General features: G+C 72.7%; 17 protein-coding genes. 3 read left to right on the top strand and 14 right to left on the bottom strand.

Going from position 1 to position 17,947, the window contains the following annotated elements:
* Window positions 1-45: 45 nt before the first annotated feature.
* Window positions 46-4,263, bottom strand: coding sequence for a Pls/PosA family non-ribosomal peptide synthetase (locus AB0E05_RS00470; RefSeq protein ID WP_361956369.1), 4,218 nt, complete (start codon window positions 4,261-4,263; stop codon window positions 46-48).
* 228 nt (window positions 4,264-4,491) lie between these two features.
* Between AB0E05_RS00470 and AB0E05_RS00465 the strand changes: the two genes are divergently transcribed.
* Both AB0E05_RS00465 and AB0E05_RS00460 read left to right on the top strand, forming a co-directional pair.
* Window positions 4,492-4,722, top strand: coding sequence for a hypothetical protein (locus tag AB0E05_RS00465; RefSeq protein WP_361956366.1), 231 nt, complete (start codon window positions 4,492-4,494; stop codon window positions 4,720-4,722).
* Window positions 4,723-4,942: 220 nt separating this feature from the next.
* Window positions 4,943-5,848: a MaoC/PaaZ C-terminal domain-containing protein gene (locus AB0E05_RS00460; RefSeq protein WP_361956363.1), complete on the top strand. Its 906-nt coding sequence runs from the start codon at window positions 4,943-4,945 to the stop codon at window positions 5,846-5,848.
* Here AB0E05_RS00460 and AB0E05_RS00455 read toward each other — a convergent pair.
* The 11 genes from AB0E05_RS00455 to AB0E05_RS00405 form a co-directional block, all read right to left on the bottom strand.
* A complete protein-coding gene (locus AB0E05_RS00455; RefSeq protein ID WP_361956360.1) occupies window positions 5,817-6,521 on the bottom strand; it encodes a helix-turn-helix domain-containing protein in 705 nt (234 codons plus the stop codon). The two genes, AB0E05_RS00460 and AB0E05_RS00455, sit on opposite strands and share 32 nt — an antisense overlap.
* Window positions 6,522-6,789: 268 nt before the next feature.
* Window positions 6,790-8,142 carry a dicarboxylate/amino acid:cation symporter gene (locus AB0E05_RS00450; protein WP_361956357.1) on the bottom strand — a complete coding sequence of 451 codons (1,353 nt, stop codon included), beginning with the start codon at window positions 8,140-8,142 and terminating at the stop codon, window positions 6,790-6,792.
* A gap of 405 nt (window positions 8,143-8,547) precedes the next feature.
* Complete coding sequence (locus tag AB0E05_RS00445; RefSeq protein WP_361956354.1) at window positions 8,548-9,267, bottom strand: polysaccharide deacetylase family protein; 720 nt, start codon at window positions 9,265-9,267, stop codon at window positions 8,548-8,550.
* Between the two features lie 384 nt (window positions 9,268-9,651).
* The gene (locus tag AB0E05_RS00440; RefSeq protein WP_361956352.1) at window positions 9,652-9,996 is read right to left on the bottom strand and encodes a DUF4229 domain-containing protein; all 345 of its coding nucleotides are present in this window, start codon (window positions 9,994-9,996) and stop codon (window positions 9,652-9,654) included.
* A 74-nt stretch (window positions 9,997-10,070) separates the two neighbouring features.
* Complete coding sequence (locus AB0E05_RS00435; protein WP_361956350.1) at window positions 10,071-10,595, bottom strand: GNAT family N-acetyltransferase; 525 nt, start codon at window positions 10,593-10,595, stop codon at window positions 10,071-10,073.
* A gap of 11 nt (window positions 10,596-10,606) precedes the next feature.
* The gene (gene mqnE, locus AB0E05_RS00430; protein ID WP_361956348.1) at window positions 10,607-11,770 is read right to left on the bottom strand and encodes an aminofutalosine synthase MqnE; all 1,164 of its coding nucleotides are present in this window, start codon (window positions 11,768-11,770) and stop codon (window positions 10,607-10,609) included.
* A 188-nt stretch (window positions 11,771-11,958) separates the two neighbouring features.
* A complete protein-coding gene (locus tag AB0E05_RS00425; RefSeq protein WP_361956345.1) occupies window positions 11,959-12,414 on the bottom strand; it encodes an Lrp/AsnC family transcriptional regulator in 456 nt (151 codons plus the stop codon).
* A gap of 141 nt (window positions 12,415-12,555) precedes the next feature.
* Window positions 12,556-13,200 carry a UbiX family flavin prenyltransferase gene (locus AB0E05_RS00420; protein ID WP_361957224.1) on the bottom strand — a complete coding sequence of 215 codons (645 nt, stop codon included), beginning with the start codon at window positions 13,198-13,200 and terminating at the stop codon, window positions 12,556-12,558.
* A 145-nt stretch (window positions 13,201-13,345) separates the two neighbouring features.
* Window positions 13,346-13,903, bottom strand: a complete 558-nt coding sequence (locus AB0E05_RS00415; protein ID WP_361956342.1) for a Uma2 family endonuclease — start codon at window positions 13,901-13,903, stop codon at window positions 13,346-13,348.
* Window positions 13,904-13,952: 49 nt separating this feature from the next.
* On the bottom strand, window positions 13,953-14,906 hold the full coding sequence (gene mqnP / locus AB0E05_RS00410) for a menaquinone biosynthesis prenyltransferase MqnP (protein ID WP_361956338.1): 954 nt from the start codon (window positions 14,904-14,906) through the stop codon (window positions 13,953-13,955).
* The gene (locus tag AB0E05_RS00405) at window positions 14,906-16,351 is read right to left on the bottom strand and encodes a menaquinone biosynthesis decarboxylase (protein ID WP_361956335.1); all 1,446 of its coding nucleotides are present in this window, start codon (window positions 16,349-16,351) and stop codon (window positions 14,906-14,908) included. Before AB0E05_RS00405 ends, mqnP begins: the two co-directional genes overlap by 1 nt.
* Window positions 16,352-16,439: 88 nt before the next feature.
* On the opposite strand from AB0E05_RS00405, the gene AB0E05_RS00400 reads away from it, so the two are divergent.
* Window positions 16,440-16,793 (top strand): PLD nuclease N-terminal domain-containing protein, encoded by a 354-nt coding sequence (locus AB0E05_RS00400; RefSeq protein WP_361956332.1) that lies wholly within the window; start codon window positions 16,440-16,442, stop codon window positions 16,791-16,793.
* 3 nt (window positions 16,794-16,796) lie between these two features.
* Here AB0E05_RS00400 and AB0E05_RS00395 read toward each other — a convergent pair whose 3' ends face one another.
* Both AB0E05_RS00395 and AB0E05_RS00390 read right to left on the bottom strand, forming a co-directional pair.
* Entirely contained in the window at window positions 16,797-17,192 is a 396-nt protein-coding gene (locus AB0E05_RS00395; protein WP_361956329.1) for a hypothetical protein, read from the bottom strand.
* Window positions 17,193-17,296: 104 nt separating this feature from the next.
* On the bottom strand, window positions 17,297-17,722 hold the full coding sequence (locus AB0E05_RS00390; RefSeq protein ID WP_361956326.1) for a hypothetical protein: 426 nt from the start codon (window positions 17,720-17,722) through the stop codon (window positions 17,297-17,299).
* Window positions 17,723-17,947: the final 225 nt, after the last annotated feature.

Genomic DNA, 17,947 nt, shown 5'->3' with positions numbered 1-17,947 from the left:
CGAGGTCCCTTCCGTCGGTCGGTCGTCCGCTCGTCCCCGGGCCGTTCACGGCCAGGCCGCGATCGGGTTGCCCAGCCAACGGGTGTCCGCCGGTACCCGCTCCCCGCGCATCACCAGCGACGCGGGGCCCACCACGACCCGGTCGCCGAGCACCGTGCCGGGCAGGGCGATGCCGTGCGGGCCCAGCGTCGCACCGGCCCCGACGGCGACGCGGTCCAGACGCATGATCCGGTCGTGGAAGAGGTGCGTCTGGAGGACGCAGCCGCGGTTGACGCTCGCGCCCGCCCCGACGCTCACCAGGTCGGCCTCCGGCAGCCAGTGCGTCTCGCACCACGCGCCGCGGCCGACGCGGGCGCCGACGGCCCGCAGCCACAGACCCGTCAGCGGGGTGCCGGTGGTCGGGCCGACCAGCCAGGGCACGGCCAGCACCTCCACGAAGGTGTCCGCGAGTTCGCCGCGCCACACGAAGGCCGACCACAGCGGGTGCTGCGCCCCGCCGATCCGCCCGGCGACGGCCCACTTCGCCACGGCGGCCACCAGACAGGCGACCAGGCCGGCGGCGAGCAGCAGCACTCCGCCGAGCCCGGCCGCCACCGCCGTCCCGTACCGCTCGGCGAGCGCGGCGAAGGCCAGGACGCCGAGGACGGCGAGGCCGACGGCGACGACCACCGGGACGAGCCGGCACAGCTCGACCGCGGCGCGCGCCCAGGCGAGGCTGCGCGGCGGTGCGTACGTGCGGCTGGCGTCGCCCTCCTCCACCGCCCGGGGCAGCCTGATCGGCGGCATGCCGAGCCATGAGCTGCCCGCCTTCGCCCGCTTGGGGGCCGCGGACAGCACGCCGACGAGGCCGCGCTTGGGCACCCGGCGGCCGGCCGCCGCCATGCCCGAGTTGCCGAGGAAGGCGCGCTTGCCGACCCGGGCGGCGGCGAGCCGCAGCCGCCCGCCGCCCAGTTCGTACGGCGCGACCATGGTGTCGTCGGCCAGGAACGCGCCGTCCCCGACCGTCGTCATCGCCGGCAGCGCCAGCACGGTGGACGCCTCCACGCCCCGCCCCACCTTCATGCCGAGCGCCCGCAGCCAGCAGGGCGTGGCGAGGCTCGCGTACAGCGGGAAGAGGTGCACCCGCGCCATGTCCATCAGCCGCTCCACGCCCCACGCGCGCCAGGCGACCGCGCCGTGCACCGGGTGGCTGCCCGCGCGCAGCCCGGCGCCCAGGGCGCGGACGCCGGCCAGCACCAGCAGGGCGTACGTCACGAGCCCGGTGACGGCGGCGAGCGGTACGGCGGCCAGCGGGCCGGGGCCCAGCCGCAGCACCAGCAGCGCCGGCAGCGCGGCGAGCGCCGGCAGCAGGCCCAGCAGCAGGGACGTCACGGCGTACGCGAAGGTCCAGCGGGCCCGGCGCGGCGGGCGGTCGGCGCGGCGGACCGTCTTGCCCGCCCGGCCGACCCGGGTGGCCGGGACGCCCGCCCAGCGCTCCCCCGCCGGCACCGTCCCGCGTACGCCGGACCCGGGCGCGACCTCGGCCCGCTTGCCGATCCGGGCGCCGGGGAAGAGGGTGCTGCGGGCGCCGACGACGGCGTCCGCGCCGATCCGCAGGGACCCCACGTGCAGCCGGTCGCCCTCCAGCCAGTGCCCGGCGAGGTCCACCTCCGGCTCCACGGCCGCGCCCCGGCCGAGCCGCAGCAGGCCGGTGACGGGCGGCAGTGCGTGCAGGTCGACGCCGTCGCCGATGCGGACGCCGAGGGCGCGGGCGTAGTACGTCAGCCAGGCGCCGGCGAGGTTGGTCGCCCCGCTGGCGTCGGCGAGCCGTTCCGCGGTCCACAGCCGCAGGTGGACGGCGCCGCCGCGGGGGTACGTGCCCGGGCGCACCCCGCGCAGCAGCAGCCGGGCGCCGCCGGCGGCGAGCACGATCCGGCCCGGCGGGCTGGCCACCAGCAGCCAGCCGAGGGCGATGCCCCACCAGGAGAAGCCGGGGCCGACGCCGATGACGTTGGCCGCGGCGGCGGCCGGCACGCTCCACCGCAGCCCGGCGACGGTGAACAGCGGCAGCAGCAGGGCGAGTTGCACGGCCTGGGCGGCGCGGGGCACCGGTCGGACCGTCGCCCGGGGCCGGGCGGGGCCGGTGTCGCGGGCGTCCAGGGCGGCGGCGAGCGCGCGCAGGGTCGGGTGTTGGTAGACGTCGCCGACGGATCCGGTGCCGCGGTGCTCGCGGATGCGCGAGACGAGTTGTGCGGCGGCGAGGCTGCCGCCGCCGTGGGCGAAGAAGTCCGCGTCGGGTTCGGTGACGGCGACTCCGAGGAGGTCGTGCCACTGGCGGGCGAGCCACGCCTCGGTGGGGGTGAGGGCGAGGCCGGGGGCGTCCTGCTGCGGCGGCGGCCAGGGCAGGGCGTCCCGGTCGACCTTGCCGGAGGTACGGGTCGGCAGCGCGTCGACCACGACGAGCAGCGGCACGAGGGCGGCGGGCAGCCGCTCACGGAGCGCGGCGACGGCCCGCTCCCGGTCGAACGCCACCACGTCGCCGGCCGGCGGTGCGCAGGTCGGGCGGGCGGCTCCCGCTTCTGCCCGGCCTTCGGCCGGCCCGTCCTCATCTGGCGCGTCAGCGCGAACCTGCGCCCCGGCGCGGGAAGCGGGCCCGGCCGACACGGGCGTGCCCGGGGCGGCCGGGGTCCCGGCCCCCTCGCCGGCCGCGGGGCCGGGAGGCACGGACTCCCTCGGGGCGGTCATCCCGTCCGCCGTGGTCGCGTCGGACGCGGCCCCGGGCTCCGCCCCGGCCGACACGGGCGTGCCCCCGACCGCTCCCGCTCCGGCCGACGTGACCGGCGTACGGGAGCCGGCCGCGGCAGCAGCAGCGCCGCGGGAGACCGGGCCGCTCGGCGCGGGCGCTTCGGGGAGGACGTAGCCCACCAGCACCCGGGTGCCCGCCGGGGTCGTGCGGATGGCCGACGCGCCCGCCGCGACGCCCGGGAGCGCCCTCAGCGCCGCGTCCACCTCGCCCAGCTCCACCCGGCGTCCACCCAGCTTGACCTGGTCGTCGGCGCGGCCCAGGAAGACGAGGCCCGCCTCGTCCGCGCGCACCAGGTCACCGGTGCGGTACGCGCGGGGCCAGCCGGTCGCGGGCAGCGGGGCGTACCGCTCCGCGTCCTTGGCCCGGTCCAGGTAGCGCGCCAGGCCCACGCCCCCGATCACCAGCTCGCCCGTGGACCCCGTCGGGACCACCTCGCCCCGGCCGTCCACGACCGCCAGCTCCCAGCCGTCCAGCGGCAGCCCGATGCGTACGGGCCCGTCGGCGGTCAGCGGGGCGGCGCACGCGACCACGGTGGCCTCGGTCGGGCCGTAGGTGTTCCACACCTCCCGCCCGGGGACGGCCACCCGCGCGGCGAGTTCCGGCGGGCACGCCTCGCCGCCGAAGACCAGCAGGCGTACGTCGTCCAGCGCCCGCGCGGGCCACAGCGCGGCGAGCGTGGGCACGGTCGACACCACCGTCACGCGCCGCCCCGCCAGCCACGGACCCAGCTCCGGGCCCGAGCGCACCAGTGCCCGCGGGGCCGGCACCAGACAGGCGCCGTGCCGCCAGGCCAGCCACATCTCCTCGCAGGACGCGTCGAAGGCGACGGAGAGGCCGGCCAACACCCGGTCGCCGGGCCCGAGCGGCGCGCCCCGGAGGAAGAGCCGGGCCTCCGCGTCGACGAACGCCGCGGCGCTGCGGTGGGTGACGGCCACGCCCTTGGGCCGTCCGGTGGAGCCGGAGGTGAAGATCACCCAGGCGTCGTCGTCGGGGGTGGGCGAGCTCCGGGCGACGGGGGCGTCGGCCGGTGCGGGCGGGGGCGTGCCGCGGGGCGCGTACGCCCGGCCCGCGCCGAGCACGCCCGCCACCTCGGCCTCGGCGAACACCTCGGCGGCCCGGGCGTCGGGGTCGTCGGCGTCGACGGGGACGTACGCGGCGCCGGCGGCGAGCACCGCGAGGACGCAGACGTACAGGTCGGCCGTGCCGGAGGGGACGCGGACGCCGACCCGGCTGCCGCGGGCGACGCCCCGTCCCGCGAGGAGCGCGCGCAGCGCTTCGACTTCCTGGAGGAGCGCGCCGTACGTGAGCGGGCGTGTGCCGTCGTCGACGGCGAGGGCGTCCGGATGGCGCTCGGCCGTGCGGGTGAGGACGTCGACGAGCGTGCGGGCGGGGGCGGCGGGGCCGGCCGCGTAGCGCGCGGGGGCGTCGGAAGGCGTCGGCCCGTCGACGAGCAGGGCCGGCTGCGGGGCGAGGGTCACGGTGCGCACCCCTCGTCGCGGGCCCGCAGGCGGTCGTCGTCCATGTCTCGCTCCCCGTCCCTCGGTGTCATCGAGCGCCGTGCACACGGCAAACGAGGAGTTTATTGGGGTTAGTTACCCATCGCCTGTTATGTCCATCAGCTATGACCGCGGTGCGTCCGGGCCCGGGCCGTACGATGAGCGCGATCACCATGACGAGAAGCGGGGCGCGGGGCGCAGGGGGACACGATGAGTTGGCAGCGCACGGCGCCCTCCCCCGCCCGTCGGACGGTGCTCTCCCTGCTCGTCTGGTGGGCGGGGTTCACCGCGGCCCTGTGGCTGCTGGGGCTGCTCCTCGACGGCCCGTCCAGCCTCGTGGCCTGCGCCGCGTCCGCCGCGCTGCTGCTGGCGCTGGGGGAGGTCGCGCACCTGCTGAACCGCCGCTTCGCGCGCGGCCGGGGCCGCTCGACCCCGCGCTGACATCCGCGTAACCTTACGACCTCACCCACAATTGGCAGCGGCGTCCCGGCGCCTGGAACCTCCGCCTCCGGCGTTGTCGTCAGTCGCGATGGCTCCGCCATCACTCCCTCCTCCGCCTTGGATTCGAAGGCCCCAGGCGCCGCTCCTTCTCCCGCTGCCAATTGTGGGTGAGGTCGTTACCGGCCAGTCAGCGAGCCCCCACCCTCCGGGAGTCCGGCCCATGGCCCTCGCACGCACCTTGGTACGCGGCGCACTGAGCTCTCCCTTCAAGCGCCCCGGACGCCCCGGACGGCCGGCCGTCGCACTCCCCGAACACCGCGCCACGGCGAGCGCGGTGCGCGTGGACCCCGCGCGCCTGGCCGCGTACGCCCGGCTCTGCGGCTTCCCCGCCTCACCGACCGGCGCCCTGCCGCTGCCCTATCCACACGTCCTGAGCTTTCCGCTGGTCATGCGGATCCTGGCCGCGCGCGACTTCCCGCTGCCGCTGCTGGGGCTGGTCCACACCTGGATCGACGTCCGCGCCCGGCGGGCCCTGCACCGTACGGATTCACCCGAACTGATGGCGTACGCCACCGCATTGACCCCCCATCGGCGTGGCACGGAGGTCACGGTGGTGACGGAGGCACGGCTGGACGGCGCGCTCGCCTGGGTCGCCCGCAACAGGTACCTGTGCCGGCACCGGACCGCTCCGGAGCGCAGCGGCGCGCCCGCGGACCACGCCGTCGGCGCCCCCGGCTACCTGCCGGAGCGCGCCGAGTGGCAGCTGCCGGCCGGGCTCGGCCGGCGGTACGGCGCGGTGTCCGGCGACCGGAACCCGATCCACCTCCACCCGCTGGCCGCGCGCGCCTTCGGCTTCCGCACCGCGATCGCGCACGGGATGTGGAGCTTCGCGCGCTGCCTCGCGGAGGCGGTGCCCGACCCGTACGCGCTGACGTACGCCCGCGCCGAGTTCCGCGCGCCGGTTCCGCTGCCGGGGACGGTGACGTACGCGGCGGCGCCGGCGGATCCGCACGGCACGGCGTTCCAGCTGCGCCGCGGGGCACGGATCCACCTCGTGGGCGCGACGGAGTCGGTGACCGCGGCGGACACCGGCGTCAGCGAGGGGACCAGCGCTCCCCCGCCATGAGGTGGCCGAGGCCGACCCAGGCGAAGTTCATCAGCGTCGCGGCGGCCTCCTTCGCGGAGACGGGGCCGGACGCGGCGTCGTTCATCCACCCCGCCAGCGACTCCGCCGCACCCACCAGCGCCTGCGCCAGCGCGACCGCGTCCCGCTCGCCGGGCTCGCCCGGCCCCGGCCGATCGACGTCGGCCTCGCGGGCCGCGGCGGCGAGCAGGACGGCCACGTAGTCGACGATCGTGTCCCGCATGGCGGCGACTTCGAGGGCGAACGGCTCTCCGTGCGTACGGGCCTGCCGGTGCAGCACGGCCCAGCCGTCCGGGTTCTCCGCGGCGTGCGCGAAGAACGCGGCGAGCCCCGCCCACAGCTGGCGGTCGGCGGGCAGGTCGGGGGCGACGGCCTGCGCGACGGCGGCGAGCAGGGCGTCGGCCTCGCGGCGGATGCAGGCGGTGAAGAGGTCTTCCTTGGAGTGCAGGTAGAGGTACACCAACGGCTTGGACACGCCCGCGAGTTCGGCGATCTCGTCCATGGACGCGGCGCGGTAGCCGCGCTGCCCGAAGGTGCGGACGGCGGCGTCCATCATGTCGCGCTCACGCTCGGCCCTGGGAAGGCGCTTGGCTCTGGGCGGGGTTGCGTTCGCCGTGCCCGTGCCCGTGTCCGTGCCTGTCTCCACCGCACTCATGCCAGCCGTCCCTCCACTGCGCCGAAACCCACCACTCCGCGTGCAGCCCCCTACTGCCGGGTAAGCCTACGACTCACGGCACCGCCGTCCACCCGCCGTGACCCAGCGAGCGCGTTGCCGAGTGCGGGCTGGTGGAGGGCTGGCCGCAGGGACCGACGCACCCCGCGGGGAAACAGCGCACCCGTCACCCCGCCCAAAAGCAACCGCGGCGCACCGCCCCCGCGAGGGGAGCAGTGCGCCGCGGCGCGGCCGAGCCATGGCCGGGAAGCTACGCCGTCGCGGGGGACGGGATCTTCGCCGGGGTCTCCACCGACGAGGGCTGCTCGTCGATCGGGGAGCCGCTCGCCGAGTTGTACTGGTCGTGGTCGAGGATGTTCTCGCGCGCCGCGACGATCACCGGGATCAGCGCCTGGCCCGCCACGTTCGTCGCCGTGCGGATCATGTCGAGGATCGGGTCGATCGCCAGCAGCAGGCCCACGCCCTCCAGCGGGAGGCCCAGCGTGGACAGGGTCAGCGTGAGCATCACCGTCGCGCCGGTCAGACCCGCCGTCGCCGCGGAGCCGACCACCGACACGAACGCGATCAGCAGGTAGTCCTGCACCCCGAGCTGCACGTCGAAGATCTGCGCGATGAAGATCGCGGCCAGCGCCGGGTAGATCGCGGCGCAGCCGTCCATCTTGGTCGTCGCACCGAACGGCACCGCGAAGGACGCGTACTCCTTCGGCACGCCCAGCCGCTCCGTGACCTTCTGGGTGACCGGCATGGTGCCGACGGAGGAGCGGGAGACGAAGCCCAGCTGGATCGCGGGCCAGGCGCCCTTGAAGAACTGGATCGGGTTGACCTTGGCGACGGTGGCCAGCAGCAGCGGGTAGACGCCGAACAGCACCAGGGCGCAGCCGATGTAGACGTCCGCGGTGAAGGTCGCGTACTTGCTGATCAGGTCCCAGCCGTAGTCGGCGATGGCGTAGCCGATGAGGCCGACGGTGCCCAGCGGCGCGAGGCGGATGACCCACCACAGGGCCTTCTGGAGCAGCTCCAGCACGGACTCGCTGAGGCTGAGGATCGGCTTGGCCTTCTCGCCGAGGGCCAGCGCGGCGATGCCGGCGACCGCGGCGAGGAAGACGATCTGGAGGACCTTCAGCTCGGCGAACGGCGTGATGACGTTCGTCGGGATGATGCCGGTGAGGAAGTCGATCCAGGAGCCGGTGTTCTCCGGAGCCTTGCCGTCCTTCGGGGTGAGGCCGGTGCCCGAGCCCGGGTCGGTCAGCAGGCCGATCGTGATGCCGATGGCGACCGCGATCAGCGAGGTGATCATGAACCAGAGCAGGGTGCGGGAGGCCAGCCTGGCGGCGTTGTTGACCTTCCGCAGATTGGTGATGGAGACCAGGATCGCGAAGAACACGAGCGGCGCGACGGCCAGCTTCAGCAGCCGGACGAAGATGCTGCCGACCTGTTCGAGGGTGTCCTTCAGCCACCCGATGTCCTGGCCTCTGGCGAGCCAGCCGAGGAGCACGCCGAGCACCAGACCGGCGACGATCTGGGCCCAGAACGGGACCTTCGGCAGACGGAGACCGGAGCCGGACGGCTTCTGGTCTACGGGGGACGTCGTGTTCGCGGACACGGACACACTCCAGTGGTGGCTGAGGGCGGGGAAGGAAGCGGAAGGCGGCGCCCGTGCGCGAGGAGGTTCAGGGATCGGGGGGCCGCTGTGGTGCCGGGGTCAGGCCGAGCGGGGACAGACCGCGGACATGCAGCGACAGAGGTCGACGTGCAGGCGCGCCACGAGCGGGGGGCTCGCGGCATCGTGGAGGCGCACTGCTGTCTGCATGCCGAATACGTTAACACTGCACCTTTGATGTCCTCAAAGGTCACCTTGGGGTCACGGGCCACTTTCACTGAGGAATCCTCGGCGAAAGCCATACAAAACCCCATGAAAGACAGAAATCCCGGGTGGGGCACCAAGGCCCCCACCCGGGGTGTGTGACTTATCCGATATTTACGTGCAGGTGCCCGCGGGAGCGTCTGCTCACCAGGGCGCGGCCTTCGCGTGGTACGTCATGCCCGGCCACGCCTGGACCGGCTTGGCCGAGAACACGACCCGGCCCGCGCACATCCCGCGCTCCTTGAGCCCCTCGACGATCTTCGGGATCGCGGCGATGGTCGCCGGCGGCCCCTCGTGGAGCAGCACGATGCCGCCCGCACGCACTCGGAGCGCGTTCGCCACGATCGTGTCGGTGGGGATGCCCCGCCAGTCGAGCGAGTCCACCGTCCACAGCACTTCGAGCATCCCGAGCCGGGCCGCGTCCATCCGTATCCGCGGGTTCGTGCTGCCGTACGGCGGTCGGAAGAGCGTCGGCGCCCGGCCCGTCTCGGCCTTGATGGCCCGGCTGGCGTCCCGCAGTTCCTTGAAGGCGGCGGCCGGGTCGAGCGTGTTGAGGTCGGGGTGGCTGTACGAGTGGTTGGCGATCTCGTGCCCGTCGGCGGCGATGCTCCGGGTGTGCTCGGGGTGCGCGTGGACCATGCCGCCGGCCAGGAAGAACGTCGCCCGGACCGATCCGGCGTCGCGTAGCGCCTTCAGCACCTGGGGCGTCGCTTCCGTGGGGCCGTCGTCGAAGGTGAGCGCCACGTACCCCCCGGGACACCGCTCGCCGGAGTCGGCCTGGGCCGCTCCCGGTGCCAGCACCAAGGACATCGCGGTCGCCACCAGGGCGCCGAGCCACGCCCGCGTCCTGCTTCGCCTCGTCATTCGGACTTCTCCTCTCGATCGACGCGTGGTCGTGGTCGGGGAGGCCGCCGAGCGGCTCGGAGCGTCGGTGTGTGCGCGGTGGTGTCTTCGGGGGCAGCGCCCGCCCCCGGTGCCACTCCACGCCCGCCCGTCCCACAGGTGGCCGCGCGCGTGCACCCGGGTGCGCACGTCGGCCGCTCCTCATTGAAACGAGCGGAGCCGGACGGGTCAGTGGTGTTGCCACATTTCGGCTGATCGACAACGGGCCGACGGCGCGATAGCGCGCCCCGAACCGCACGAAGCGCCGGAAAGCGCCCGTACGCGAGGAGGGCCGCACCCGTGACGGGTGCGGCCCTCCTCGTACTGCGCTCTTCGTGCCGCCCGGCTCATGCACCGGGCGCGGCGTTACGCCGAAGCCTGCGGCGCCGCGGTGGACCGGGCCGCGGCAGCGGCGGCCGCGTCCACCGCCTCGTCCTCCTGCGAGCGGTTCGCCGCCAGCCGTTCCTTCGCCTCGTCGACCTTGCCGACGATCTGGTCGGACATCGCGTCCCGCTGCTTGCGCAGCAGGACGAAGCTGAGCGGCGCGGAGATCACCAGCGCCAGCAGCACGACCCAGATGGAGTTGGACTCGCCGAGGCCCTTGGGCAGGACGCCGAAGTGGACGAGGACCGCCACGACGGCGAAGGAGCCCGCGAAGACCGCGAGACGCATGCCGGTGTACTTGAGCGCGGCGTTCGACTTGGCTGACACGGGTGCCCCTTCTCTCGTCTTTCGTCTGTCGTCGTCCGAAGACGTCACTCCAGTGAAGCACGCACCGAATTCGATCAGTGCAGCGGTAGCAGCATGAAGACGTCGTCGCGGTCGTCTCCGGGCGCGACCCGGATCGCTCCGGGCACCCGCCCCACTTCCTTGTAGCCGCAGGAAGCGTAGAAGTCCTCCAGGCCCAGACCGCCCCGGCAGGTCAGCCGGATCGCCTCGATGCCGTCGAAACCGCGGGCCGCGTCGGCCGCCGCCGCCATCAGTTCCCGGCCGTGGCCGCCGCCCTGGAGCCGGGGGTGGACCATGACGGTGTAGAGCCAGACCCAGTGGGTCATCAGCCGGTGCTGGTTGAAGGTGAAGAACGCGGTGGCCGCGACCTCCCCTTCGGCGTCGTGGCCGACGACCAGTCGGGTGCGGCCGTCCACCATCGCGGCGAAGTGCCGCCGCAGCTCCGGGCGGATCTGCTCGGGGGTGGCGGGCGGCACGAAGCCGACCGCGCCGCCCGCGTTGGTGACGTCCGTCCACAGCTTGAGGACGCCGTCGCGCAGCGCGGGGTCGACGGACGGGTCGAGGGTGTACGTGAGGCTCATCGGCTGCGCCCTCAGACCCGCATCGGCTGCGGCGACTCGCGCCGGTCCGCGTCCGGGCCCGGGTACTCCCGGATGACCTCGTACCGGGTGTTGCGCTCGACCGGACGGAAGCCGGCGTCCCGGATCAGCTCCAGCAGGTCGTCCCGGGTGAGCTTGTTCGGGGTGCCGTAGTTGTCCGCGTCGTGGGTGATCTTGTACTCGACGACCGAGCCGTCCATGTCGTCCGCGCCGTGCTGGAGCGCGAGCTGCGCGGTCTGGACGCCGTGCATCACCCAGAAGACCTTGACGTGCGGGACGTTGTCGAAGAGGAGCCGGGAGACCGCGAAGGTCTTCAGCGCCTCCGCGCCGGTGGCCATGGTGGTGCGCGCCTGGAGGCGGTTGCGGACCTTGCCGTCCTGCATGTCGACGAAGTCGTGCTGGTAGCGCAGCGGGATGAAGACCTGGAAGCCGCCGGTCTCGTCCTGGAGCTCGCGCAGCCGCAGCACGTGGTCGACGCGGTGCCGGGGCTCCTCGATGTGCCCGTACAGCATCGTGCAGGGGGTCTTCAGCCCCTTGCTGTGCGCCAGGCGGTGGATGCGCGACCAGTCCTCCCAGTGGGTCTTGTGGTCGACGATGTGCTGGCGGACCTCCCAGTCGAAGATCTCCGCGCCGCCGCCGGTCAGCGATTCGAGGCCGGCCTCGATCAGCTCGTCGAGGATGTCGGAGGCGGACATGCCGGAGATCGTCTCGAAGTGGTGGATCTCGGTGGCGGTGAACGCCTTCAGGGAGACGTTCGGCAGGGCTTCCTTGAGGGCGGAGAGGGAGCGCGGGTAGTAGCGCCAGGGGAGGTTGGGGTGGAGGCCGTTGACGATGTGCAGCTCGGTGAGGTTCTCGTTCTCCATCGCCTTGGCGAGGCGGACGGCCTCCTCGATGCGCATCGTGTACGCGTCCTTCTCGCCCGGCTTGCGCTGGAAGGAGCAGTAGGCGCACGACGCGGTGCACACGTTCGTCATGTTGAGGTGACGGTTGACGTTGAAGTGGACGACGTCGCCGTTCTTGCGGGTGCGGACCTCGTGCGCGAGGCCGCCGAGCCAGGCCAGGTCGTCCGAGTCGTAGAGGGCGATGCCGTCCTCGCGGGTCAGCCGTTCGCCGGCCCTGACCTTCTCCTCCAGCTCGCGCTTGAGCCCAGCGTCCATGTGCCCGCCTCCCATTGTTCTCCGTCCATCGGGCCTGGGGCGCTTCTGATGGATCTTGCTGGGCTCGCGTGCCCTGGCACCGCTCACTGATCCAGCCTGATCCATCAGAAGCGCCCTGACCCACGGTACTTTGCCCGGCCGCGGCGGCCGGGGGTGCCCCCGCCCGCCGCACCGGGCGGGGCGGCCGGTCAGTCCTGCCCGGGCAGTTCGCCGACCCGGTTCTCCCACTTGGTGGAGAGCACGATCGTGGTGCGGGTGCGGGAGACCCCGCGGGTGCCGCTGAGCCGGCGGATGGTCTTCTCCAGGCCGTCGACGTCGCTGGCGCGGACCTTGAGCATGTACGAGTCGTCGCCCGCGATGAACCAGGCGTCCTCGATCTCCGCGAGGTCGCGCAGCCGGCGCGCCACGTCCTCGTGGTCGGCGGCGTCGGAGAGGGAGATGCCGATCAGGGCGGTGACGCCGAGGCCGAGGGAGGCCGCGTCGACGGTGGCGCGGTAGCCGGTGATGACGCCCGCGGCCTCCAGTCGGTTGATCCGGTCGGTGACGCTGGGGCCGGAGAGTCCCACCAGCCGTCCCAGCTCGGCGTAGGAGGCCCTGCCGTTCTCCCGGAGGGCCTGGATGAGCTGCCTGTCCACCACGTCCATAAGCCTGGAGCCTTCCATTGTTCAGCAATCCAGCGAAGTATCAGAAAGAAACTAAGGCACGCAGGGCGAAACCCCTACGATTCTCCGAAAAGTTCTGGTGATCTGGAGCCGCACGGCGGCACGGGGGCGGGGTCTGGGGCACTACGCCGTGCCCCGGTCGGCGCGGTACGCCGCCCCCAACTCCCCCTCCCAGCGGCGGTAGAGGGTGTGCGCCACCCCCACCGCGTCCAGCGCCCGCCCGGCGACGAAGTCGACCAGGTCCTGGATGTGCGTGGCCCCGGCGTAGAAGGCGGGCGACGCGGGCAGCACGACGGCTCCGGCGTCGTCCAGGGCCACCAGGTGCCGCAGCGTCTGCCCGTGCAGCGGCGTCTCGCGCACCGCGACGACCAGGGGCCGCCGCTCCTTGAGCGTCACGCTCGCCACCCGCTGGAGCAGGTCCTTCGAAAGACCGAGCGCGACGCCGGCGACGGCCGCGGTCGACGCGGGCACGATCAGCATCCCCTTCGCCGGGTACGACCCGGACGACGGCCCGGCCGCGAGGTCCCCCGCGCTCCAGTGCCGCACCCCCGAGACGTCCACGTCGAAGGTCCGCGGCTTGCCGTCGGCACCGCGGGACAGCCACTCCCGCAGGTCGTCGCGCCAGTGCGCGTCCCGGAAGGAGATCCCCGTCTCGTCGAGCAGGGTCAGCCGCGACGCCCGCGAGACGACGAGGTCGACGTCCTCACCGGCGTCGACGAGCCCCCGCAGCACGGCGGCGGCGTACGGCGTCCCGGACGCCCCCGACACCCCCACGACCCAGGGCCGCCGGACGCGCTCGTGCGCCTGTCCGCGAGCTTCCCCGCGCGCATCTCCTCGTGCTGACTCCACACCGCGAGCCTATCCGGGCCCGATGAGGGCGTCCCCACCGTCCCGGTCCGTCCCGCGTCCGCCCTCACTCGCCCGGGTCGACCGGCAGCTTCGAGGTGTCGAGGACCACCTTGCCCAGTGACGTCTCCACCGTGACGTCGTCCCCGTAGGGGAAGGCGTCGCGCCCCCGGTACCCCTCGGGTCCGGGGTGCCAGCGGACCCCCACCTCGCCCTTGATCGGGTCGAAGATCAGGTAGTTGGCGATGCCCCGGGCCGCGTACTCGCGGTCCTTGACCACGTAGTCGTTGCGGACGCTGCTCGGGGAGACGACCTCGACGGCCAACTCGATCGGGTCGGCCGGGTACGCGGAGAGGTTCCGGTTCTTCTCTACGGCCGGCATGACAGCGAGGTCGGGGCAGAACTCGTTCGTCTCGCTGAAGACCATCGCCACATCGCTGACCAGGCCCCACTCCGCGTCCAGCTGGGACTCCAACAGCATCCACAGGCGCATGATCGTTTCGTTGTGAACCGGACGCAGCGGACTCGCCACGATGTTGCCCTCGACGATCTCCGTCCGATGGCCGGGGAACACGTCCTCGAACCGGCTGAGCTGCGAGTGCAGGCGATCGGTCTGCGACGTCACCAGGGCAACCTCCCGTGTCCTGCCTTCGATGGTGCAGGCCGGAGGCTAGCTACACCGTCAGACCACGCACCACCAGGTCCGCGAGGGCACACACGAAGAGGGTGATTCCGATGAACCCATTGACCGTGAAGAACGCCCGGTTCAGCCGGGACAGGTCGTGCGGGCGCACGATGGTGTGTTCGTAGCCGAAGGCCGCCGCCACGATCACCAGGCCCACCCAGAAGAAGACCCCTGCGTCCGTCGCAAGGCCGAACCAGACCAGCAGGGCCGTGGTCACGACGTGGCAGGCGCGGGCGCCGTGCAGGGCCGCCGGGACGCCGAAGCGGGCGGGGACCGACTTCACGCCCTCCACCCGGTCCGCCTCCACGTCCTGCGCGGCGAAGATCAGGTCGAAGCCGCCGATCCAGACGCCGACCGCGAGACCGAGGATCACCGCGTCCCACGACCACGCGCCGGTGACCGCGAGCCACGCCCCGATCGGCCCGATCGCCTGGGCCAGGCCCAGGATCGCGTGCGGGTAGTCGGTGAACCGCTTGCCGTACGGATAGACCACCATCGGGACGACGGCGACCGGCGCCAGCGCCAGGCAGAGCGGGTTCAGCGCGGCGGCGGCGCCCAGGAAGACCGCGAGGGCGACCAGCGCGCCGGTCCAGGCGGTGCGCACGCTCACCGCGCCCGTGACCAGCTCCCGGCCCGCGGTGCGCGGATTGCGGGCGTCGATCTCCCGGTCGATGATCCGGTTGCACGCCATCGCGAAGGTGCGCATCCCCACCATCGCGACCGTGACCAGCCCCAGCTCCGCCCAGTGGACGCTCTCGTCGGTCTGGAACATCGCGGTCAGGGCGGCGATGTACGCGAACGGCAGCGCGAAGACCGAGTGCTCGATCATCACCAGCCGCAGGAACGCCTTGACCTTGCTGCTGCCGGCCTTGCTGCCGCCGCTGCCGTCGTCGTCGGCCGGGCGGGCCGGCCCGGCGTCCGCCGCGTCGGCCGCCGCCGCCATCACAGCCCGTATTCCTTCCAGCGGCGGTCCACCAGCGCCGCCGTCGACGGGTCGGACTCGACCATGTTCGGCCAGCCGCGGGTGTAGCCCTCCTCGGGCCACTTCGTGGTGGCGTCGATGCCGGCCTTGCCGCCCCAGAACTGCTGGTACGAGGCGTGGTCGAGGTGGTCGACCGGGCCCTCGACGACGGAGAGGTCCCGGGCGTAGTCGGTGTTCCCGAGCGCCCGCCAGGCGACCTCGTGCAGGTCGTGCACGTCGCAGTCCGAGTCCACGACGATGATCAGCTTCGTCAGGGACATCATGTGCGCGCCCCAGATCGCGGACATCACCTTCTGCGCGTGCTTGGGGTACTTCTTGTCGATCGAGACGATCGCGCAGTTGTGGAAGCCGCCCGCCTCGGGCAGGTGGTAGTCCACGATGTCCGGGACGATGATCTTCAGCAGCGGCAGGAAGAAGCGCTCCGTGGCCCGCCCCAGCGGCCCGTCCTCGGTCGGCGGCCGACCGACGACGATCGACTGGAGCAGCGGGCGCTTGCGCATCGTCACGCAGTCGATCTTCAGCGCGGGGAACGGCTCCTGCGGGGTGTAGAAGCCGGTGTGGTCGCCGAACGGCCCCTCCGGCAGCATCTCCCCCGGCTCCAGCCAGCCCTCGATCACGACCTCCGCCTGCGCCGGCACCTGGAGCGGCACCGTCTTGCAGTCGACCATCTCGATCCGCTTGCCCTGGACGAACCCGGCGAACAGGTACTCGTCGATGTCGCCCGGCAGCGGGGCGGTGGAGGAGTACGTCACCGCCGGCGGGCACCCGAAGGCGATCGCGACCGGCAGCCGCTCGCCGCGCCGGGCCGCGACCTGGTAGTGGTTCGCGCTGTCCTTGTGGATCTGCCAGTGCATCCCGATGGTGCGCTTGTCGTGGCGCTGGAGCCGGTACAGACCGAGGTTGCGGATCCCGGTCTCCGGGTGCTTGGTGTGGGTCAGCCCCAGGTTGAAGAAGGAGCCGCCGTCCTCGGGCCAGGTGAAGAGCGCCGGGAGCTGGTCGAGGTCGACGTCGTCGCCCTGGAGGACCACCTCCTGCACGGGCGCGTCCTTCACCTTCTTCGGCGGCACGTGCACCATCGAGCCCAGCTTGCCGAACGCCTCCCGCACGCCCACGAAGCCGTGCGGCAGCTCCGGCTTCAGCAACCCGCCGATCTTGTCGCTGATCTCGGAGTAGGAGGTCAGTCCGAGCGCCTTCAGCAGCCGGCGATCGGTGCCGAAGACGTTCATCGCGAGCGGCATCGACGCCCCGCGCACGTTCTCGAAGAGCAGCGCCGGGCCGCCTGCCTTGTTCACCCGGTCGACGATCTCCCCGACCTCCAGGTGCGGATCGACTTCCACCTTGACGCGCTTGAGGTCTCCCTCGCGCTCCAGAGCCCTGAGCAGGGAGCGAAGATCGTCGTAAGCCATGGGCCCAGTATCCGGTACCGGATACCCTGGGGGAGTCACCGGGGCCCTCGCCGGCTCCGCCGCCTCACAGCTGGGGGACCGTACCGCCATGCTCAGGACTCTTCTGCCCCTCCTGGTCCTGGGGATGTGGATCTACGCCTTCATCGACGTGCTGAACACGCCGGAGAAGGAGGTCCGCAACCTCCCCAAGGTGGCCTGGGTGATCATCGTCCTCCTCTTCATGCCGCTGGGCCCGATCGCCTGGTTCATCGCCGGCCGCCCGCGCAGGACGGCCGCGAGCGGCGGCCTCGCCGCGGCGTTCGGCGGCGCGGGGCGCGGCGGCCGGGGCGGCGGCTGGGTGGCCCCCGACGACAACCCGGACTTCCTTAAGTCCCTGGGCGACGAGCGCCGCAAGAAGAAGGACGAGGGCGAGCCGGACGAGGCGAAGGGCGACGAGAAGTAGGGGTCAGTGGAAGGGGGTCCAAGGCATCTTGTACGGACCCGCGACCACCCGGAAGCTGACCTTGTCGCCTTCCCGCAAGGGGAGGTTGCAGACCTTTGTCCCGACGCTCGGCGCCGTGCACTTCCCTCGTTGGCTGCCGGGCCTGATGCGGTACTCGGCGGATACGCTCAGACCGTCGGCCCTGGAGTCCTTGACCTGGAGGATTCCATACGAGTAGCAGGCGCGTCCGAGTTCGTAGCCATCCACCCTCAGATACATGCACCTGCTGTGAGCAGCGAGCGGCTTGACCGCCGCTTCCCCTGCGGCGGCCATTCTTCCGCCGTCCGCCTGCGCCGGCAGCGCCGACGCCCCCACCGCGGCCAGCGCCGCCAGGGACACGGCCGCAGACCTCGTCTTCATCATGGTTCCCCCGCTCATCGAGTGGTCTTGCTGGGCGTTCCGGCCGAGGGGCCCGTCGGCCGCACCGACGGGCCCGCGGCAGAGGGGTGGTGCTGTGGCTCGGGTCAGCCGATGTTGGCCCAGGGGGACCAGGCGCTCGTGTGCGAGCCCGCAACGAGGCGGATCCTGATCTTCCCGTTCTCACGGAAGTTCTCGTTGCAGTACTTGGACGTCCCCGCGCCACCGGGCGCCTTGCACTGTCCGTCGGGAGCCCCGGCGTTGTAGTTGAGGTCGTACTGGAGGCGGACGCCGCGGCCGTCGGCCCTGGAGTCCTTGACCCAGAGCTTGTCGCCCTGGTGGTAGAAGGCGCCACGGGCGACTTCGTGACCACCGATCTTGAAGACGATGCCGATGTTCTGGCCGGCGAGCGGCTGAACCACCGTCTCCTTGGTGGCCGGCTTGGTGGTCCCGTCGTTGGCCTGCGCCGGCAGCGCCGTCGCGCCGACCGCCGCGAGTGCCGCGACCGACACGGCCGCATACTTCAGCTTCATTGCGATTCCCCCATTGAGTGGTTGGGTCCTGGTCGGGCCCACCGAACTCCGCAGTCACGGAGCGGAGTTCGGCTGCCCCGGACACGCATCACTCTCCCAAGCCCCCCACGGCCCCCTCCAGAGCGCTGAGTGCCGGATGCCTATGCGATCCGTGCCATAACAGGCGTGTCGAAACCGAAAAGCCTGGTATGGGCGTGAATCCCGTTCGTACGGTGATTCATGGCT

Origin of the sequence: Streptomyces sp. NPDC048057 (genome assembly GCF_040653095.1) — a bacterium.
Lineage (GTDB): Bacteria > Actinomycetota > Actinomycetes > Streptomycetales > Streptomycetaceae > Streptomyces.
The sequence above is the reverse complement of the archived record's forward strand: the minus strand, read 5'-3'. Positions and strand labels throughout refer to the sequence as shown.